The organism is Mesorhizobium sp. 8, assembly GCF_006351905.1.
GTDB classification, from domain to species: Bacteria; Pseudomonadota; Alphaproteobacteria; order Rhizobiales; family Rhizobiaceae; genus Mesorhizobium; species Mesorhizobium composti.
In genome coordinates, this window is record NZ_CP040914.1 from 1080508 (window position 1) to 1099052 (window position 18545).

The window sequence follows — 18545 nt, forward strand, 5'->3', positions numbered from 1 at the left end:
GACGGACGGCGCCGGCTGACCGACAAGACCCGCCATGAGCCTCAACGACGTCGTCATCACCGGTATCGGCCTTGTTTCCTGCCTGGGCGAAGGCCCGGACGCGCATTGGCGCGCGCTGTCTGCGCCGGGCGCCGCCCCTGTGCTGGATGCGGAGCGCTTTGCGCCCTACACCGTCCACCCGCTGCCCGAGATCGACTGGAACCTTCAGATCGCCAAGCGCGGTGACCAGCGGCAGATGGAGACCTGGCAGCGGCTCGGCACCTATGCGGCCGGCCTCGCGCTGGACGATGCCGGCATCAAGGGCGACGAGGCCCTATGCGCCACCATGGACATGGTAGTGGCCGCCGGTGGCGGCGAGCGCGACGTGGCCGTGGATTCGGCCATCCTCGAAGCCTCGACCGGGCGGCCGGACTTCGACGTCCTGCTCAACGAGAAGCTGACGACCGAACTGCGCCCCACCCTGTTCCTCGCCCAGTTGTCCAATCTCCTGGCCGGCAACATCTCCATCGTCCACAAGGTTACCGGCTCCTCGCGCACCTTCATGGGCGAGGAAGGCGCCGGCGTCGCCGCCGTCGATATCGCCGCCGCGCGCATCCGTTCCGGCCAGTCCACGCACATGCTGGTCGGTGGCGCCTTCCAGACCGAGCATCCCGACATGCTGCTCGGCTACGAGCTTGCCGGCTACCTGCACCGCGGGCCGTGGAAGCCTGTCTGGCAGCGCCAGGGCGCGGAAGGAGGCGGCGTCGTCTCCGGTTCCGGCGGCGCCTTCCTGGTGCTGGAAAGCCGCGAACATGCCGAAAAGCGCGGCCGTAAGGCCTACGCCGAACTCGGCCCGGTGGTTTCTGGCCGCGCGCGCCGCACGCGCGGTGAACTCGGCGCCAGCCTCGACGCCCTGTTCGGCGCGGCGAAGCTGCCCGATGGGCCGCTGCTGACGCTCTCGGCCGCTTCCGGCGGCCATGCCGCCACCAAGGCCGAGAAAGCCGCGCTCGACGCACGGCCTGACCTCGCACCGCGCGCCTTCGGCTCGTTGACCGGCCACATGAAGGAAGCGCAGTTCCCCTTTGCCGTGGCGCTGGCGGCGCTCGCCGTCGCCAACGGCGCGCCCTATCCGCCGTTCGATCCCGCCAACGAGACGGCAATGGACGAAAAACCGCGCGAGGCTCTGGCAACCGCGATCGGCTATCACCAATTCGAGGGCATGGCGCTCGTCCGCGCCGCCTGAACAGGAACGGAACAATGGCGAAGCTGAAGGATCATCTGGGCAGGCCGGTGGTCGCCGTCACCGGCATCGGTCTCGTCACCTCACTCGGCGTCGGCAAGGCTGACAACTGGGCGGCGCTGACCGCGGGCAAGTCCGGCATCCATCCCATCACCCGCTTTCCGGTCGACCAGCTGAACACCCGCATTTCCGGCATGGTGGATTTCCTGCCCTCCAGCACCAAGGGCGCCTCCGCCCTCACCTACGAGCTGGCCGAGACGGCCGGCCGCGAGGCACTGGAGGAATCCGGGCTGGATACGGAGAACTTCGGCGGGCCGCTGTTCCTCGCCTCGCCACCGGTCGAACTCGACTGGCACGACCGCCTCGCCCTCTACAAGAGCGGCGATAATGAAGACGCCGCCGAGCGCGTGCTGGAAGCGGCGCGCACGCTGAACTCCTGCAATATGTTCGACAGCGCGCAGTTCGGCTTCATCGCCGATCGGCTTGCCGACACCTTCGGCGCCACCGGCCTGCCGATCACGCTTTCCACCGCCTGCGCTTCCGGCGCCACCGCCATCCAGCTCGGCGTGGAAGCCATCCGCCGCGGCGAATGCGACCGGGCGCTCGCCATCGGCGCCGACGGATCGGCCACCGCCGAGGCGCTGATCCGCTTCTCACTCCTGTCGGCGCTCTCGACCAGCAACGACGCGCCGGAAAAAGCCTCGAAGCCGTTCTCCAAGGATCGCGACGGTTTTGTGCTGGCCGAAGGCTCGGCTGCCCTCGTCCTGGAATCGCTGGAAGCGGCGTTGGCGCGCGGCGCCATCGTGCTCGGCATCCTGCGCGGCTGCGGCGAGAAGGCCGACGACTTCCACCGCACCCGCTCCAAGCCGGACGCTTCGCCCGCCATTGCGGCGGTCAAAGCCGCTCTTGCCGATGCCGGGCTCGGCGAAGACGAGATCGACTACATCAACGCGCACGGCACCTCGACGCCGGAAAACGACAAGATGGAGCACCTGTCGCTGTCCACCGTGTTCGGCGAGCGCATCGGCCGCATTCCCGTCTCGTCCAACAAGTCGATGATCGGCCACACGCTGTCGGCCGCCGGCGCTATCGAGGCCGCCTTCTCGCTGATGACCATGCGCGAGGGCGTCATTCCGCCGACCATCAACTACGACAATGCCGATCCGGCGATCCCGCTCGACGTCGTGCCCAACGTCAAGCGCGAGGCGATGGTCGGCACGGTCCTGTCCAACTCCTTCGGCTTCGGCGGCCAGAACACCTGCCTTGTCATGGCGCGGGAACCGGTCTAAGCGACGCCTGCGATTGTAATGATTTGAGTGCGTCCTTCGAGGCTCGCTCCGCTCGCACCTCAGGATGAAGGAGGTTGGTGCCTCCGTTCCTGAGAAGAGGCTATACAAACGGTCCTCATCCTGAGGTGCGAGCGGAGCGAGCCTCGAAGGACGCACCATTCAATTCGACCCGACGAGATCCCATGCGCGCATTGCAACTCATCGAAGACCGCCGCCTCGAAACGGTGGACCTGCCCCCTCCTCCACCGCCCGGCCAGAGCGAGGTGACGCTGCGCATCAAGGCCGTGGCGCTCAACCATATCGACGTCTGGGGCTGGCGCGGTATGGCCTTCGCCAAGCGCAAGCTGCCACTGGTGGTGGGCGCCGAAGCCTCCGGCGAGGTCGAGACGGTCGGCCCCGGCGTCTCGAACCTGCGGCCCGGCCAGCTTGTCTCCATCTACGGCGCGCGCACTTGCGGGCTATGCCGCGCCTGCCGCGAGGGCCGCGACAACCTGTGCGAGCATGTCTCGGGCGTGCACGGCTTCCATCTCGACGGCTTCGCGCAGGAGAAGATCAACCTGCTGGCGCGCCTGCTGGTGCCGGCTCCTCCCGGCGTCGATGCCATCGGCGCGGCGGTCGCGCCCGTCACCTTCGGCACGGTCGAGCATATGCTGTTCGACAACGCCAAGCTCGAGCCCGGCGAGACGATCCTCGTCCATGCCGGCGGCTCGGGCATCGGCTCGGCCGCCATCCAGCTGGCGAAGAAGATGGGCTGCACCGTCATCACCACCGTCGGCTCGAACGACAAGATCGAGAAGGCCAAGGCGCTGGGCGCCGACCACGTCATCAACTACCGCGAGGATCGCTTCGAGGGCGTCGTGCGCAAGCTGACGAAGAAGAAGGGCGTCGACGTGGTGTTCGAGCATGTTGGCAAGGATACGTGGGCCGGTTCCATGTTCAGCCTCAAGCGCGGCGGCCGGCTCGTCACCTGCGGCTCCACCTCGGGCGTTTCGACGGACGTGAACCTGATGATGCTGTTCCAGCAGCAGTTGAAGCTGCTCGGCTCCTTTGGATGCCGCATGGAGAACATGGCCGACGCCATGCAGAAGATGGCAGCGGGGCTGGTCCATCCGGTGATCGACACCGAAGTCGGCTTCGACGGCATCGACACGGCGCTCAAGCGCATGGAAGGCCGCGACGTGTTCGGCAAGATCATCCTGCGGATCGATTGAGGCGCCGGGCTTGGCGATCCGCAAAACCAGCGGCCTGCGCTTCAGCCTGGCGCTCAAGCTGCGCAAGCTGAACTACTGGCTGATCGCCCGCGTGGCGATGGCGACGATGACGGTGTTGCGTCTCCTGCCGATGGACAGCGCCCTGAACTTCATCGACCGCGCCGCGCGCCGCATCGGCCCGCTGGTCGGCCGCAACCGCGTCGCGCTCGACAATCTGCGCAAGGCCTATCCGGACAAGAGCGAGGATGAAATCCGCGCCATCGCCTCGGATATGTGGGGCAATATGGCCCGGCTTGCCGCCGAATACATCTTCCTCGACAGGATCTTCGATTTCGATCCGGCCAATCCTGGCCACGCCCGCATCGAGGTGCCGCCCGACAGCATCGCCCGCTTCGAGCGCATCGCCGGTGAAGATCGGCCGCATATCCTGTTCACCGCCCATCTCGGCAATTTCGAGCTGCTGCCGGTGGCCGCCGCCGCCTTCGGCATGAAGGTGACGGCACTGTTCCGTCCGCCGAACAATCCCTATCTCGCCGACTACATCCTTTCCACGCGCCGCTCCAACATGGGCGACCTGCAGCCCTCCTCCACCGGCGCCTCCTTCGCGCTGGCTTCGGTGCTGGAAAGCGGCGGCAATGTCGGCGTTCTGGTCGACCAGAAGTTCACGCGCGGCGTCGAGACGACGTTCTTCGGCCGCACCTGCCAGAGCAACCCGGTGCTCGGCATGCTCGCCCGCCAGTTCGATTGCGACGTCTATCCCGCCCGCTGCATCCGCCTGCCCGGCAACCGCTACCGGCTGGAGATCGAGGAGCCGCTGGTGCTGCCGCGCGACCGCAAGGGCGCGGTCGATGTTGCCGCTGTCACGCAGATCCTCGCCGACGTGACGGAGCGCTGGGTACGCGAGGACCCCGGTCAGTGGATGTGGTTCCACAAGCGCTGGCGCATCACCGGCCCCAGCCGCACCATGCGCAAGGCCGTCTGACGGGAGCATTTCCAGCAAAAACGTGAAACGAGTCCGCGTTTGGAAATGCAGCCGAACAATCCGGGTTCAGCCGCCGTAGTAGTTCATCACCGCATGGCGCGCTTCGGCGAAGAACAGCCAGCGCTCGGCAAGCACGCCGACGACATGGCTCGCCAGCGCCAGGCCGGCAACAAGCGCCGCACCGGGGCCGGCTGGCGCGCCCGCCGCCAGCAACAGCGCGAACAGCACGAACGGCACCACGCCGCCGAGCGCCAGGGCGATGATCCACAGCTTCGCTGCATGCTTGCGCGCGACGCGAAAACCCATCTCGCGCGTCAGGTAATTTTCCGTCATATGCGGCCGCTCGAACAGCCGTACACGGCCGATGGCGCCGAGGCCGGTGGCAGTTTCCGGCGTCGACAGCGGCGCTTCGACCTGCATGCGCTGCCGCCATACCCGTTTCACCGCCCATGCGCCAACAAGCGCCACAATAGCAACGAGCGGCAGCCAGCGCCCATTACCGCCGCCGCAGAAGGCGAAGAAACTCGCCGCGACGGCACCCCCGCTCAGCGAAAACAGCAGGTAGCAAGCCGGCGTCAACCTCGTGTGCCACGCGTCGACCGATTTCAGCGAGGCATAGATCATAGCCGTGCAGAACACCGTACAAAGGCTGAGCACAGCACCGACCAGCCCCGGCACGACGGCCTGCCGCCCCTCGATCACGCAGACCCATGCCGTCAAAAGCAGCGGCACGAAGGTGACGACAGCCATCACCCCTTCTCGCGACAGCCAACTCGACCGCCATTGCGAAAAGGCCCGCCAGGCACGTTGTGGATTGCTGAGATGCAGCGTCGAGGACAACAACCCGCCACCGATCGCTGCCAGTGCCGCACCCCAGGCGACCTTGGTGGCGATTGCGGCCGGATCGAGCAGGCCGAGTCCGAGCATAACCGTCAGCCCGTAGCCGAGGCCGGACAGCGTGGTGAAGGCGATGATGGAAAGGGCCGGATGCATAGGTCAGATTCGGTCCAGCATTCTGTCCAGCCAGGCGAACAGGCCGGTTGCGCCGTCCGTATCCTCGCGCGGCATGGCATTGGCGCTTGCCGCAAGCGGCTTTCTGGCGCGTGGCGGCAGGTATTTGTTGACCGGCCGCGTGCCCTGCTCCGGCATCAGGTCGATGCCGCCGCGTTCCGCCACCATGATCGAGACGGCCGAAGCCGGATCGGAAAAATCACCGAAATGGCGGGCGTTTGCAGGGCAGGTGCGCACGCAGGCCGGCTGCCGGTCCGCTTCCTCGAAGGTCTCGTTGTAGATACGGTCGATGCACAGCGTGCATTTCTTCATCACACCGGCGGCCAGATCCATCTCGCGGGCGCCGTAGGGACAGGCCCAGGCGCACAGACCGCAGCCGATGCACATGTCCTCGTCGACCAGCACAATGCCGTCGTCCGCGCGCTTGTAGGAAGCGCCGGTCGGGCAGACGGTGACGCAGGGCGCATCCTCGCAATGCAGGCAGGATTTCGGGAAATGCACGATGCGCGCCTCGCCCGCCTCGCCGACCACCTCGCCGCCGTCCGGCACCACCTCGAAGGAATGCACACGGTTGAGCCACGCGCCGGAAACGTCCGCGCCGTAGGGGTCCTGGTCGGAGAGTGCGGAGCCATAGCCGCCGGTGTTCCATTCCTTGCAGTTGACCACGCAGGCATGGCAGCCGACGCAGACGTCGAGGTCGATGACGAGGCCGAGCTTCTTCGGCGTGGGAAGGGACGGGAGGGAGGTCATGGCGTGCCCCTTCCTTCTCCCCGTTTACGGGGAGAAGGTGCCCGAAGGGCGGATGAGAGGCGGCGCCCGGCGATCCGAGATTCGCACCGACCCTCACCTGCCTGCCGGCATCTGCCCTGCCCAGCGTTCGTCATTCGGAAAGCCAAGCAGTTGGCTTTCCGTGGCCTGCGGCCACCATTTCTCACCCCCGTAGACGGGGCGAGGAAAGCTGTCTCGCTCATTTCGCCCACTCCTGCCCGTAGCGCAGTTCCATCGGGTGCGGCTCCGGTTCCGGCTGGGCGACGGCCGACAACTGCGGCGCGCTCGCCGCCTCGCCCGCCCCGGCCTTTTCGATCCGCACCCTGAGGTCGTACCACGCCGCCTGCCCGGTCACCGGATCGGAGTTCGACCAGCGCATGCCGTCTTCGCGCGGCGGCAGAAGCTCGGCGATCAGATGATTCATCAGGAAGCCTTTTTTCGCTTCCGGCGCATCCTTGCCGAGCGCCCATGCGCCCGCTCGCTTGCCGATAGCGTTCCAGGTCCACAGCGTCGAAGAATTCACCGCCTCCATGCGCGCCACCTCGACCTTGATGCGGCCGTGATGGGAAATCACCCACGCCCAGTCGCCATCCTTCAGGTCGAGCGCGTCGCAGATCGGCCCCGGCACATAGAGCGGATTCTTCGTGTGGATTTGCCTGAGCCAGGCATTCATCGAGCCCCAGGAATGATACATCGCCATCGGCCGCTGGGTGATCGCGTGATGGGGATATTGCGCGCGATCCACCAGCGCCTCACTGAGCGGCCGATACCAGTCCGGCAGCGGATCGAATGCTTCCAGGATGCGCTGCCGGTGCGTGTCGGGCGCCACCGGATCGCGCAGCCCTTGCGCAGACAGGCGGAATTTTTGCAGCACTTCCTGATAGAGCTGGAACGTCACCGGCTGCGGCGTGTCGAAGAAGCCCATCCGCACCGCGAAGTCCTGATAGGCCTGGTTGGCGTGCTTGAAGAACTGCGCTTCCAGCGGGATATGCGCGGAAAAGAACGAGCCGTTGTCGATATAGCGCTGCAATTGCCCGGCATTGGCCGCGCCCCGCCCTGCCCGGTCGCCTTGCGAGCCGCGGAAACCGGCCAGCGGCCCGATGCCCGGCCGGCGCTCATGACGCACGATATAGTCGGCGTAATCCTTGTAGAGCGGCTCGCCCATGCCGTCGGCGAAGCCCGGTAGTTTCAGCCGCGCGCCGAGGTCGATGAGCACGCTCTGGAAGGCGCGCACGTCGCGGTCCGGCTCCAGCACCGGCCAGCGGATGGCGTCCTGAACCGCGTCCGGCTCGGTGATCGGCCGGTCGAGCAGCGAAATGCAGTCGTAGCGCTCCAGATAGGTCGTATCCGGCAGCACGAGATCGGCATAGGCGACCATCTCGGAAGCATAGGCGTCGGAATAGATGATCTTCGGGATGCGGTATTCTCCCGTCGCCTCGTCCTTGTCCTCCAGCATTTTGATCGTGCCGGCGGTGTTCATGGACGAGTTCCACGCCATGTTGGCCATGTACATGAACAGCACGTCGATGGGGTACGGATCGCCGGCATGGGCGTTTGCGATCACCATATGCATCATGCCGTGCGCGGCGATCGGCGCGTCCCAGGAAAACGCCTTGTCGATGCGTGCCGGTTGCCCGACCTCGTCCACCAACAGGTCCTCCGGTCCGCGCGGGAAGCCGAGATGGGGCCCGGCCAGCGGCTTGTCGGAGCCGAAATGCTCGGCGCGGCCGTGCGGCGTCGGATGCGCCGTCAGCGGCTTCGGATAGGGCGGCTCGAAGCGGAAGCCGCCGGGGCAGTCGATGGCGCCGATCAACACCTGCAACATATGCAATGCGCGCGTCGTCTGGAAACCGTTGGAATGGGCCGAAAGGCCGCGCATGGCATGAAACGACACCGGCCGGCCGACATAGCCTTGGTGGCGCTGGCCGTTCACGTCGGTCCAGGGCTGGTCGACGAAAATCTCCTCCTCGAAGGCGACGCGCGCGATCTCGGCCGCCAGCCCGCGGATCGTTTCGACGGCAACGCCGGTTTCCCCCGCGACAACCTCAGGCGCATATTTCGGGTCGAGATATTTTTCCGCGAGCAATTGAAAAGACGGCACCGCGAGGCGCCCGTCCGGCAGCTCGAACCGACCCGAAAGCGCAGCCCGCGCGCCCCTGGTTCCGGTCGGCACGGCGCGTTCCGTCACCGTTTCCCACACCAGTGGCCTGCCCTCGCCATCGCGGGCGAACAGGCCGTGCTCGGGCGTGCCCGGCGCGTCGATCACCAGCCACGGCGCATTGGAGTAGCGCACCAGGTAGTCGACGTCGATTTTCCGTGCCTTCAGCAGTTCATGCACCACCGACAGGATCAGCAGCCCGTCCGTGCCCGGCCTTATGCCGATCCAGTTGTCGGCTACCGCCGAATAGCCGGTGCGGATCGGATTGACCGAGACGAAGCGCGCGCCGCGCTGCTTCAGCTTGGAAATGCCGATCTTGATCGGGTTGGAATCATGGTCTTCGGCCACGCCGAACATGACGAACAGCTTCGTCCGGTCCCAGTCGGGCGCGCCGAACTCCCAGAAGGCGCCGCCGATGGTCATGATGCCGGCCGCCGCCATGTTGACCGAGCAGAAGCCGCCATGCGCGGCATAGTTCGGCGTACCGTATTGCTGCGCCCAGAAGCCGGTCAGCGATTGCGACTGGTCGCGCCCGGTGAAGAAGGCAAGCTTTTTCGGGTCGCGGTGGCGCACTTCGCCGAGCCATTCGGTGGCGATGCCGAGCGCCTCGTCCCACGAGATTTCCTGGAATTCGCCCGACCCGCGCGGCCCGACCCGTTTCAGCGGCGCCCGCAGCCTCGCCGGCGCGTAGTGCTGCATGATTCCGGCCGAGCCCTTGGCGCACAGCACGCCCTTGTTGACCGGATGGTCGCGGTTGCCCTCGATGTAGCGGATCTTGCCGTCCTTGATGTGGACGTCGATGCCGCAGCGGCAGGCGCACATATAGCATGTGGTCTTGCGCACCTCGTCGCCGACCGGTTCGGATAGCGCAACGCGCTCGCGTGGACTCAAAGCTCGACCTCCCTTGTCGGGAGTCCTAGCGGGGCGTGAGCGGAAAGGAAATGCGCCTGAGCGGCTTCACGCGGCGATTTTCTTCTCCGCGTGAGCCGTACGGCGAAACAGCCGTTCTGTACAAAAAGGCGTCGAGACAAACCTGCGCAGTCAGTTCGTCACGACGATGCGCGTGTTGCCCATGCCGGCCTGCTTCACCAGCGCATAGAAGGTCGCCGCATTCGCCGTATGCAGGCGCACGCAGCCATGCGAGGCCGGCCGGCCGAGCGACTTCACCGCACCGGTGCCGTGGATGGCGTAGCCGCCGTGGTAGAAGACCGAATACGGCATCGGCGACATCTCGTATTTGCGCGAATACCACATGCGGTGCAGCCGCTGCGGCCGATAGGTGCCGCGCGGCGTGATGTAGCCCTTGCGCGCCGTGGAGACCTTCCAGCGGTAGAGGACGTGGCCGTTCTGGCTCACCGTCATGGTCTGCGTGCCAACGTTGACCTTGGCGACGAGGCTCGCCGCTTTTGCCCCGACCGAGCCGCACAAAAGCATCGCCGCGGCAGCGGCGGCTGCAAGAACAGTCATCTTCATTGGTCCGAACCCCTGTTGTTGCCCGTGATTGCCCCTTGCCTTGTCATTCTCACGGTATTTTTCACCTTTTTGAAGACAGGTGATTGATCGTAGCGCAGACTTCTTGCCCAATTGGCCAACCCGGAAGAGAAAATTTGAACTTTTTCTCTCCTTAGTTGCCGCGATACCACGCCGGTCGCGCCCTGGCGCAATTCATCACATCCACGACCCTCTTGCCTTACCGCACCAATCGCTGCTCAATCCGGCGATGCATGACCAACTCCTGAACGCCATAGACGCCCGCACCGACGATCTCGTCGCGCTCACCGCCGACCTGATCCGCTTCCCGACCGTCAATCCGCCGGGCGAGGCCTATCGCCCTTGCGCGGAATATGTCGGCGAACGGTTGAAGAAACGCGGCTTCGGTATCGAATACGTGCGCGGCGAAGGAAGCCCCGGCGACACCGACCGCTATCCGCGCATCAACGTCGTCGCCCGCTTCGACGGACGCTCGCCCGGTCCATGCGTGCACTTCAACTCGCATATCGACGTGGTCGAGGCCGGCGACGGCTGGAGCCTCGATCCCTTCGCCGGCACCGTGAAGGATGGAAGGGTCTACGGCCGCGGCGCCTGTGACATGAAGGGCGGGCTGGCCGCTTCCATCGTCGCCGTCGAGGCCTTCATGGCGACTTATCCGGACTTTCCGGGCTCCATCGAGATTTCCGGCACGGTGGACGAGGAATCCGGCGGCTTCGGCGGCGTCGCACATCTGGCGAAGCTCGGCTATTTCTCGAAGCCGAAGGTCGATCACGTCATCATCCCCGAACCGCTCAACAAGGAGCGCATCTGCCTCGGCCATCGCGGTGTCTGGTGGGCGGAGATCGAGACCAGGGGCGAGATCGCGCATGGCTCCATGCCCTTTCTCGGCGACAACGCCGTGCGCCACATGGGCGCCGTGCTGGCGGCCTTCGAGGAAGAACTGTTCCCCGCACTGGACAGGAAGCAGACGAAAATGCCGGTGGTGCCGGAAGGCGCGCGGCGCTCGACCATGAACATCAACTCCATCCATGGCGGCCAGACCGAGGACTTCCGTCCCGGCCTGCCTTCGCCCAACGTTCCCGACTGGTGCCGGCTCACCATCGACCGCCGCTTCCTGCTGGAAGAAAAGATCGGCGACGTGAAATCCGAAGTGACCTCCATCCTCGACCGGCTGAAACGCGAGCGGCCGAAATTCGACTACGAGATCCGCGACCTGATGGAGGTGCAGCCGACCATGACCGAGCGCGACGCGCCGGTGGTCAAGGCGGTGGCGCAAGGCATCATGGAAATCTTCGACCGCGAGCCCGACTACGTCATCTCGCCCGGCACCTACGACCAGAAGCACGTCGCCCGCATCGGCCATCTCTACGACTGCATCGCCTACGGCCCCGGCATCCTCGATCTCGCCCACCGGCCGGACGAATGGGTCGGCATCGAGGATATGGTGCAGTCGGCCAAGGTGATGGCGCTCGGCCTCAACGTGCTCTTGCGCGGCGGCGCCGCTTGAACCGCCCACGCTTACAGAAGCCGGACAATTTCACGCTGCACCGCAACATTGCCGTTTACTCTACGGCAATTTCACGCTTTGATCCGCGCCGGTTCGGGATTTTGGGAGTTGACCGATGACGCTATGGAAATCCGTTCTGGCCGCCGCTGCCTTGGTGCTCGCCTCGGGAAGCGCGGCACTGGCCGCGCGCACCGATCTCGTCCTCGGCATCCCGCTCGAACCGCCGCATCTCGACCCGACGGCGGGCGCCGCCGCCGCCATCGACGAAGTGCTCTACGCCAATGTCTTCGAAGGCCTTACCCGCATCGGCCCGAACGGTGAGGTCCAGCCCGATCTCGCCGAAAGCTGGACCATTTCCGACGACGGCAAGGTCTATACCTTCAAGCTGCACACCGGCGTGAAATTCCACGACGGCACCGATTTCGACGCCAATGACGTGAAATTCTCGCTCGACCGCGCTCGCGCCGCCGATTCGGTCAATGCCCAAAAGGCCCTCTTCGCGGCCATCGACAGCGTCGATGTGGTCGATCCCGCCACCGTCAAGGTGACGCTGAAGAACCCGCAAGGCTCCTTCCTCTACAACATGGGCTGGGGCGACGCGGTGATCGTGGCGCCCGAATCGGCCGACACCAACAAGGAAAAGCCGATCGGCACCGGTCCCTTCAAGTTCCAGAACTGGGCCAAGGGCTCCTCGATCACGCTGGTGAAATCGGACAACTACTGGGGCGAGCCCGCCTATCTCGACAAGGCCGAGTTCCGCATCGTGCCGGATGCCGCCGCCGCCGTGCCGGCCCTGCTTTCCGGCGACGTGCAGGCCTTCCCCTTCTTCCAGCCGGACGGCGTGGCGCAGATCGAGGGCGATCCGCGCTTCAAGGTGGTGGTCGGCTCGACCGAGGGCGAGACGCTTCTGTCCATCAACAACAAGAAGCCGCCCTTCGACCAGCTCAAGGTCAGGCAGGCGATTTCCTATGCGCTCGACCGCAAGGCGATCATCGACGGCGCGTCGAACGGGCTGGGCGTGCCGATCGGCTCGCACCAGTCGCCCGCCAGCAAGGCCTATATCGACCTGACCGGCGAATATCCGCATGATGTCGCCAAGGCCAAGGAACTGCTGAAGGAGGCCGGACTGGAGAATGGCTTCAAGGCGACGCTGAAGCTGCCGCCGCCCTCCTACGCCCGCCTCGGCGGCGAGATCATCGCCTCCGAACTGCGCGAAGTCGGCATCGACCTCGAGATCATCCCGGTCGAGTGGGCGCAATGGCTGGATCAGGTCTTCACCAAGAAGGACTACGACCTGACCATCGTCTCGCACACCGAGCCGAACGACATCGATATCTATTCGCGCCCGGACTACTACTTCAACTACCAGAATCCCAAGTTCAACGAGGTCATCAAGGAACTGGACGTCACCTCGGACGAAGCCAGGCGCACCGAGCTGCTGAAGCAGGCGCAGAAGATCCTCGCCGACGACGCCGTGGTCGGCTTCCTGTTCGAACTCCCCAAGGTCGGCGTCTGGGACGCCAAGCTCTCAGGCCTGTGGGAAAACGCGCCGATCCAGGCCAACGACATCACCAAGGTGAAGTGGAACGATTGATGAGTGCTTTCTTCTCCTCGTTTACGGGGGTGAAGAATGGTGGCCGAAGGTCACGAAAAGCCAACTGCTTGGCTTTTCGAATGATGAACGCCCGATAGGGCAGATGCCGGCAGGCAGATGAGGGGCGGCGCCAGATCTTGCAAAACACAGCTCTGCCCCTCATCCGGCCCTTCGGGCCACCTTCTCCCCGTGAACGGGGCGAAGGAAAGGCGCGACGTCCATGACCGCCTATCTCCTCAAGCGCCTCGTCATCGCCGCCATCACGCTGGTGCTGGCCTCGATGGTGGTGTTCGCCGTTCTGGAGATCGTGCCCGGAGACCCGGCGCGGCTGATGCTGGGCATGAACGCCAGCGCCGAGCAGGTCGAGTTGCTACGCAGCCAACTCGGTCTCAACGACCCGCTCGCCCTGCGCTACCTGCACTGGGCCGGCGGCCTGCTGCATCTGGATTTCGGCCGTTCCTACACCTATTCCGTGCCGGTGCTCGACCTCGTGCGCGAGCGCGTCGTCGTCTCCCTGCCGCTGGCGCTGATAGCGCTGGCGCTTTCCACCGTCATCGCCATTCCGGTCGGCCTCTATTCCGCCAGCCGCCGCGGCCACGCCGGCGACGCCGTCGCCATGGGCGCTGCCCAGGTCGGCGTCGCGGTGCCGAACTTCTGGTTCGCGCTGCTGCTCATCTACTGCTTCGCCGTCTGGCTGCGGTGGGTGCCGGCCGGCGGCTTCGCCGGCTGGGGCGCCGGCATCTGGCCGGCTCTGAAATCGCTGATCCTCCCGGCGATCGCGCTCGCTCTGCCGCAGGCCGCCATCCTCGCCCGAGTCACCCGGCAGGCACTGCTGGAGGTGCTGTCGGAAGACTATATCCGCACCGCTCGTGCCAAGGGCATGCCCTACCGCGCCGTTCTGTGGCGGCACGCGCTGCGCAACGCGCTGATCCCGGTGCTCACCATCATGGGCCTGCAATTCGCCTTCCTGCTCGCCGGCACCGTCATCATCGAGAACGTCTTCTACCTGCCGGGGCTCGGCCGGCTGGTCATCCAGGCGATCGCCCAGCGCGACCTGATCGTGGTGGAAAGCGTCGTCATGCTTTTGGTCGCCGCCGTCATCGCCATCAACCTCGTCGTCGATCTCTCCTATGCCGTCGTCGATCCGCGCCTCAGGAGCCGCGAATGACACTGCATACGGATGTGCCCGAGGAACGACTGACCGACCTGATCGGCAAGGCGCTCGCCAATCGCTCCTTCGTCATCGGTCTCCTGATCGCGCTTCTTGTCGCGGGGGCTGCGCTGCTGTCCTTCGTCTGGACGCCCTACGACGTCGCCAGGCTGGTCATATCCGACAAGCAGCAGGCGCCGTCATGGGCGCACTGGTTCGGCACCGACCATTTCGGCCGCGATATCCTGTCGATGATCATGCTCGGCGCCCGCAATTCCATCGCAGTCGCGCTGGTGGCGGTCGGCATCGGCATGGGCATCGGCGTGCCGCTCGGCTGCCTTGCGGCGGCGCGCGGCGGCCTGCTCGACGAGGCGCTGATGCGGCTGAACGACCTCGTCTTCGCCTTCCCGGCGCTTTTGTCGGCGATCATGATCACCGCCATCTTCGGGCCGGGCGCCGTCAACGCCATCATCGCCATCGGCATCTTCAACGTGCCGGTGTTCGCGCGTGTCGCCCGCGCGGGCGCGCTCTCCATCTGGCCACGCGAATTCATCCTCGCCGCTCGCGCCGCCGGCAAGGGGCAGACGGCGATCACGCTGGAGCATATCCTGCCCAATATCGCCACGCTCCTGATGGTGCAGGGCACCATCCAGTTCGCACTCGGCATCCTCGCCGAAGCCGGCCTCTCCTATATCGGGCTCGGCGCCCAGCCGCCGATGCCGAGCTGGGGCCGTATGCTGTTCGACGCGCAGATCCGCATGGCCGCCGCGCCATGGATGGCGATCTTTCCCGGCATGGCCATCGTCGTCACGGTGCTGGGCCTGAACCTGCTCGGCGACGGCATCGCCGACATCATCGACCCCAAGGCGCGGCGACAGCGATGACGGCAAGCCTGCTCGAAATCCGCGACCTGTCGCTGAACATCGGCGATCATCCGATCCTGAAAGGCGTGGACCTGTCGATAGCGCCCGGAGAAGTGATGGGACTGGTCGGCGAGTCCGGCTCCGGCAAATCCATGACGGCGCTCACCGTCATGCGCCTGCTGCCCTTCGCGGCACAGGCCTCGGGCAATGTGCGCTTCGACGGCATCGAGCTGCTTGCCGCGACCGAGGACCAGATGTGCGCCTTGCGCGGCGACGATATCGGCATGGTTTTCCAGGAGCCGATGACCGCGCTCAACCCGGTCAAGACCATCGGCGAGCAGGTCGCCGAGGGCATACGCCGCCACACCGGCGCCAACCGGCCGGACGCGGAAGACCGGGCGCGCAAGATGCTCGACCGCGTCGGCCTGCCGGCGGCGAGATTCCCGCTGTCGCGCTATCCGCACGAACTCTCCGGCGGCCAGCGCCAGCGTGTCGTCATCGCCATCGCCTGCGCCTTGAAACCGAAGCTGCTGATCGCCGACGAGCCGACCACGGCGTTGGATGTCGTGCTGCAAAAGCAGATCCTCGAACTCTTGAAGGAACTCGTCGAGGAAAACCGGATGGGCTTGCTGCTCATCTCGCACGACCTCGCCGTCGTCACCGAGATGGCCGATCGCATGACCATCCTGCGCCACGGCGAGGTGATGGAGGCGGGCGAGACGGCACGCGTGCTCTCCGAGCAGGTCCACCCCTACACGCGCCAACTGGCGCAGGCGTCCATGCATGTGCCGAAGCGGAGGGTTCTCTCCCCCCTTGAGGGGGAGATGTCGCCGAAGGCGACAGAGGGGGTCGCCTCAGGAGGCACCTCCAGCCGGCCCCCTCGTCCAGCGGAACCGTCCCCCTCTGTCCTGCCGGACATCTCCCCCTCAAGGGGGGAGAGAACGCCCCTCCTCACCGTCACCTCCGTCTCCCGCCTCTATCCCGGACGCCGGCTCTCGCTGTTCCGCCGCGACGCTCCGGTCCGCGCCGTCGACGATGTCACCCTGTCCATCGCTCCCGGCCGCTCCGTCGCGCTGGTCGGCCGTTCCGGTTGCGGCAAGTCCACGCTGGCCCGCATGATCCTGGCGCTGGACAGACCGACTTCCGGTGAAATCCGTTTCCGTGGAGAGACGATAACCGGCAAGGGCGAAGCGGATCTGAAAGCGGCGCGGCGTGACATGCAGGTGGTGTTCCAGGACCCCTACGGCTCCTTCGATCCGCGCCAGAAGGTCGAGCGGCTGGTCACCGAGCCGCTGCATCTCATGGAGAAGACGCCGTCGCGCGCCGAGCGCCGCGAGATGGCGACCCACGCGCTGGCCGAGGTCGGCCTGTCCGCATCCGACCTCGACAAATACCCGCACGAATTCTCCGGCGGCCAGCGCCAGCGCCTGTCCATCGCACGCGCCATCATCACCCGGCCGAAGCTGGTGGTGGCGGACGAACCCGTCTCGGCGCTCGACGTGTCGATCCGCGCCCAGATCCTCGACCTGTTCGCCGACCTGAACGGCCGGCTGGGCGTAGCCTACCTGTTCATTACCCATGACCTGACGGTCGCCCGCGCCATCACGGACGACGTGCTTGTTATGCATGAAGGCCAAATCGTCGAGCGCGGCGCGACGAAAGATGTTCTCGACCATCCGCAATCGCAAGCCGCGCAGGCGCTCGTCGAAGCCGCGCCCGATCTTCACCGGGCGATTGCAAGGAAGATGCGGGAACAGGGGTAGTGCGTCCTTCGAGGCTCGCTGCGCTCGCACCTCAGGATGAGGACCGTTTGCATCAGGCAGAAGAATTGTCCTCGAAGAACCAGCGTGCTTCAACGACTCGTGGGCGCCATCCGGATCGGAAAGCGCCCGCCCCCCTCATCCTGAGGTGCGAGCGCAGCGAGCCTCGAAGGACGCACCCAGGTCCGCGTACGGTGGGCGCCGTTCAGATATTACCCCCTACACCCGCACCAGATCCACCGGGCTGATGCCGAGCAGGTCGAGCGTGCGGCGCAAGAGCCTTACCTCGTTCTCCGCGAGATGCTCGTCGGCTTTGGCAATCTCGGCCATGTGTTGTGCAAGCAGCCGGCGCCGTTCCACGTCGAGGTCGCGGAACATGGCGATCGCCTGCGAGCCGCTCGTCTCGTAGCCGAAATCGTTGAGATACTCGATGACGCCGTCGATGCTGGTCTCAGCGATACCGAAGGACTCGCGGCAGATGCGGCGGAATGCCTGCATCTCGCTTTCGGCAACCTCGCCGTCGGCAAGGATCATGCGAAACAAGAGCAGCAGTTCGGCCGACAGCACCGGATCGTCGGCCACCTTGCGCACGCCGGGGTCGCCGTCGAACAGGGCAAGGAACTGATCCAGCAGGGCAACCACCATCGGCCTTTCCCTCCTTGGTGCAGCTTACGTTAGCGCGGAATCGGCCTTGCGCAAACGGTTCGGCTATGATCGAACGGCCGAACCCATCCCTCCGGCTTTCGCCGTCTCCATGTTCGATCTCGCAGCCCAGACCCTCGCCATGCTCGCCGTCGCCGCCTTCGCGGCCGGCTTTGTCGATTCCATCGCCGGCGGCGGCGGCCTGATTACCGTTCCGGCGCTGCTCCTGGCCGGCCTGTCGCCGGTCGATTCGCTTGGCACGAACAAGCTGCAAGGCCTGTTCGGTTCCGGTTCGGCCACGCTCGCCTATGCCGCCAAGGGTCAGGTTGATCCGAGAAAGCAGTTTCCCTCGGCGCTGATGGCCTTCGCCGGCAGCGCCTGTGGCGCGCTGGCCGCGACCGTCGTGCCGGCATACATCCTGAGCGCCGCGCTGCCTGTCGTGCTGGTTGCGATCGCGCTCTATTTCGCACTGAAGCCCAACATGAACGACGTCGACCGTGCCGAACGCGTCACCCCTTTCCTGTTCGGCCTCACGCTGGTGCCGCTGGTCGGCTTCTACGACGGCCTGTTCGGCCCGGGCGCCGGTTCCTTCTACATGCTCGCCTTCGTCACGCTTGCCGGCTACGGCGTGCTCAAGGCGACGGCGCATACAAAACTGCTCAACTTTGCGTCCAACCTCGGCGGCTTCGCCGTGTTCGCCGCCGTCGGCGTCATCCACTGGAAGATCGGCCTGATGATGGGCGCCTGCCAGTTCCTCGGCGCCCGCGTGGGCGCGCTTCTGGCGGTACGCATCGGCGCCCGCCTCATCAAGCCGCTGCTGGTTCTGGTGTGCCTGGCGCTGGCCGCCAAGCTACTATCCGACCCGACGAACCCGCTGCGGGTGACGCTGGGCTTCTGAAG

The 18545-nt window shown here is 65.8% G+C and carries 15 protein-coding genes; 10 read left to right on the plus strand and 5 right to left on the minus strand.

Translation table 11 applies throughout. The features are described 5' to 3' along the window. The first annotated feature begins 34 nt into the window (after positions 1–34). The 4 genes from FGU64_RS05080 to FGU64_RS05095 all read left to right on the plus strand — a co-directional run bounded on the left by FGU64_RS05080 (position 35) and on the right by FGU64_RS05095 (position 4701). Positions 35–1222 carry a beta-ketoacyl-ACP synthase gene (locus FGU64_RS05080; RefSeq protein WP_139951141.1) on the plus strand — a complete coding sequence of 396 codons (1188 nt, stop codon included), beginning with the start codon at positions 35–37 and terminating at the stop codon, positions 1220–1222. A 14-nt stretch (positions 1223–1236) separates the two neighbouring features. Further along, complete coding sequence (locus FGU64_RS05085) at positions 1237–2508, plus strand: beta-ketoacyl-ACP synthase (protein WP_139951142.1); 1272 nt, start codon at positions 1237–1239, stop codon at positions 2506–2508. A gap of 182 nt (positions 2509–2690) precedes the next feature. After that, on the plus strand, positions 2691–3719 hold the full coding sequence (locus tag FGU64_RS05090) for a zinc-binding dehydrogenase (protein ID WP_139951143.1): 1029 nt from the start codon (positions 2691–2693) through the stop codon (positions 3717–3719). 10 nt (positions 3720–3729) lie between these two features. Next, entirely contained in the window at positions 3730–4701 is a 972-nt protein-coding gene (locus tag FGU64_RS05095) for a lipid A biosynthesis lauroyl acyltransferase (RefSeq protein ID WP_139951144.1), read from the plus strand. Between the two features lie 66 nt (positions 4702–4767). On the opposite strand, the gene FGU64_RS05100 is transcribed toward FGU64_RS05095, so the two are convergent. The 4 genes from FGU64_RS05100 to FGU64_RS05120 all read right to left on the minus strand — a co-directional run bounded on the left by FGU64_RS05100 (position 4768) and on the right by FGU64_RS05120 (position 10111). After that, on the minus strand, positions 4768–5694 hold the full coding sequence (locus FGU64_RS05100) for a DmsC/YnfH family molybdoenzyme membrane anchor subunit (RefSeq protein ID WP_139951145.1): 927 nt from the start codon (positions 5692–5694) through the stop codon (positions 4768–4770). Positions 5695–5697: 3 nt separating this feature from the next. Continuing rightward, a complete protein-coding gene (locus FGU64_RS05105) occupies positions 5698–6462 on the minus strand; it encodes a 4Fe-4S dicluster domain-containing protein (RefSeq protein ID WP_139951146.1) in 765 nt (254 codons plus the stop codon). Between the two features lie 217 nt (positions 6463–6679). Beyond that, positions 6680–9529: a molybdopterin oxidoreductase family protein gene (locus tag FGU64_RS05115; RefSeq protein WP_139951148.1), complete on the minus strand. Its 2850-nt coding sequence runs from the start codon at positions 9527–9529 to the stop codon at positions 6680–6682. A 150-nt stretch (positions 9530–9679) separates the two neighbouring features. Then, on the minus strand, positions 9680–10111 hold the full coding sequence (locus tag FGU64_RS05120; RefSeq protein WP_139951149.1) for a L,D-transpeptidase: 432 nt from the start codon (positions 10109–10111) through the stop codon (positions 9680–9682). A 247-nt stretch (positions 10112–10358) separates the two neighbouring features. Here FGU64_RS05120 and FGU64_RS05125 point away from each other — a divergent pair, with 247 nt between their 5' ends. From FGU64_RS05125 to FGU64_RS05145, 5 genes are all read left to right on the plus strand, one after another. Beyond that, a complete protein-coding gene (locus FGU64_RS05125; RefSeq protein ID WP_139951150.1) occupies positions 10359–11636 on the plus strand; it encodes an acetylornithine deacetylase/succinyl-diaminopimelate desuccinylase family protein in 1278 nt (425 codons plus the stop codon). 115 nt (positions 11637–11751) lie between these two features. Continuing rightward, the gene (locus tag FGU64_RS05130; RefSeq protein WP_139951151.1) at positions 11752–13230 is read left to right on the plus strand and encodes an ABC transporter substrate-binding protein; all 1479 of its coding nucleotides are present in this window, start codon (positions 11752–11754) and stop codon (positions 13228–13230) included. Positions 13231–13450: 220 nt separating this feature from the next. Continuing rightward, positions 13451–14398 carry an ABC transporter permease gene (locus FGU64_RS05135; protein ID WP_139951152.1) on the plus strand — a complete coding sequence of 316 codons (948 nt, stop codon included), beginning with the start codon at positions 13451–13453 and terminating at the stop codon, positions 14396–14398. Then, on the plus strand, positions 14395–15264 hold the full coding sequence (locus FGU64_RS05140) for an ABC transporter permease (RefSeq protein WP_139951153.1): 870 nt from the start codon (positions 14395–14397) through the stop codon (positions 15262–15264). Before FGU64_RS05135 ends, FGU64_RS05140 begins: the two co-directional genes overlap by 4 nt. Next, entirely contained in the window at positions 15261–17006 is a 1746-nt protein-coding gene (locus FGU64_RS05145) for a dipeptide ABC transporter ATP-binding protein (protein WP_139951154.1), read from the plus strand. The genes FGU64_RS05140 and FGU64_RS05145 overlap by 4 nt, the downstream gene beginning before the upstream one ends. 216 nt (positions 17007–17222) lie before the next feature. Here FGU64_RS05145 and FGU64_RS05150 read toward each other — a convergent pair whose 3' ends face one another. Continuing rightward, positions 17223–17648, minus strand: a complete 426-nt coding sequence (locus FGU64_RS05150) for a TerB family tellurite resistance protein (RefSeq protein ID WP_139951155.1) — start codon at positions 17646–17648, stop codon at positions 17223–17225. Positions 17649–17757: 109 nt separating this feature from the next. Between FGU64_RS05150 and FGU64_RS05155 the strand changes: the two genes are divergently transcribed. Further along, on the plus strand, positions 17758–18543 hold the full coding sequence (locus FGU64_RS05155; protein ID WP_139955269.1) for a TSUP family transporter: 786 nt from the start codon (positions 17758–17760) through the stop codon (positions 18541–18543). Positions 18544–18545 lie beyond the last annotated feature (2 nt).

What these genes read in the sequence shown, in the direction of transcription:
- FGU64_RS05080 (WP_139951141.1), top strand. Translation starts at nt 35, where the DNA reads ATGAGCCTCAACGACGTCGTCATCACCGGTATCGGCCTTGTTTCCTGC.
- FGU64_RS05085 (WP_139951142.1), top strand. Translation starts at nt 1,237, where the DNA reads ATGGCGAAGCTGAAGGATCATCTGGGCAGGCCGGTGGTCGCCGTCACC.
- FGU64_RS05090 (WP_139951143.1), top strand. Translation starts at nt 2,691, where the DNA reads ATGCGCGCATTGCAACTCATCGAAGACCGCCGCCTCGAAACGGTGGAC.
- FGU64_RS05100 (WP_139951145.1), bottom strand. Translation starts at nt 5,694, where the DNA reads ATGCATCCGGCCCTTTCCATCATCGCCTTCACCACGCTGTCCGGCCTC.
- FGU64_RS05105 (WP_139951146.1), bottom strand. Translation starts at nt 6,462, where the DNA reads ATGACCTCCCTCCCGTCCCTTCCCACGCCGAAGAAGCTCGGCCTCGTC.
- FGU64_RS05120 (WP_139951149.1), bottom strand. Translation starts at nt 10,111, where the DNA reads ATGAAGATGACTGTTCTTGCAGCCGCCGCTGCCGCGGCGATGCTTTTG.
- FGU64_RS05125 (WP_139951150.1), top strand. Translation starts at nt 10,359, where the DNA reads ATGCATGACCAACTCCTGAACGCCATAGACGCCCGCACCGACGATCTC.
- FGU64_RS05130 (WP_139951151.1), top strand. Translation starts at nt 11,752, where the DNA reads ATGACGCTATGGAAATCCGTTCTGGCCGCCGCTGCCTTGGTGCTCGCC.
- FGU64_RS05135 (WP_139951152.1), top strand. Translation starts at nt 13,451, where the DNA reads ATGACCGCCTATCTCCTCAAGCGCCTCGTCATCGCCGCCATCACGCTG.
- FGU64_RS05140 (WP_139951153.1), top strand. Translation starts at nt 14,395, where the DNA reads ATGACACTGCATACGGATGTGCCCGAGGAACGACTGACCGACCTGATC.
- FGU64_RS05145 (WP_139951154.1), top strand. Translation starts at nt 15,261, where the DNA reads ATGACGGCAAGCCTGCTCGAAATCCGCGACCTGTCGCTGAACATCGGC.
- FGU64_RS05150 (WP_139951155.1), bottom strand. Translation starts at nt 17,648, where the DNA reads ATGGTGGTTGCCCTGCTGGATCAGTTCCTTGCCCTGTTCGACGGCGAC.
- FGU64_RS05155 (WP_139955269.1), top strand. Translation starts at nt 17,758, where the DNA reads ATGTTCGATCTCGCAGCCCAGACCCTCGCCATGCTCGCCGTCGCCGCC.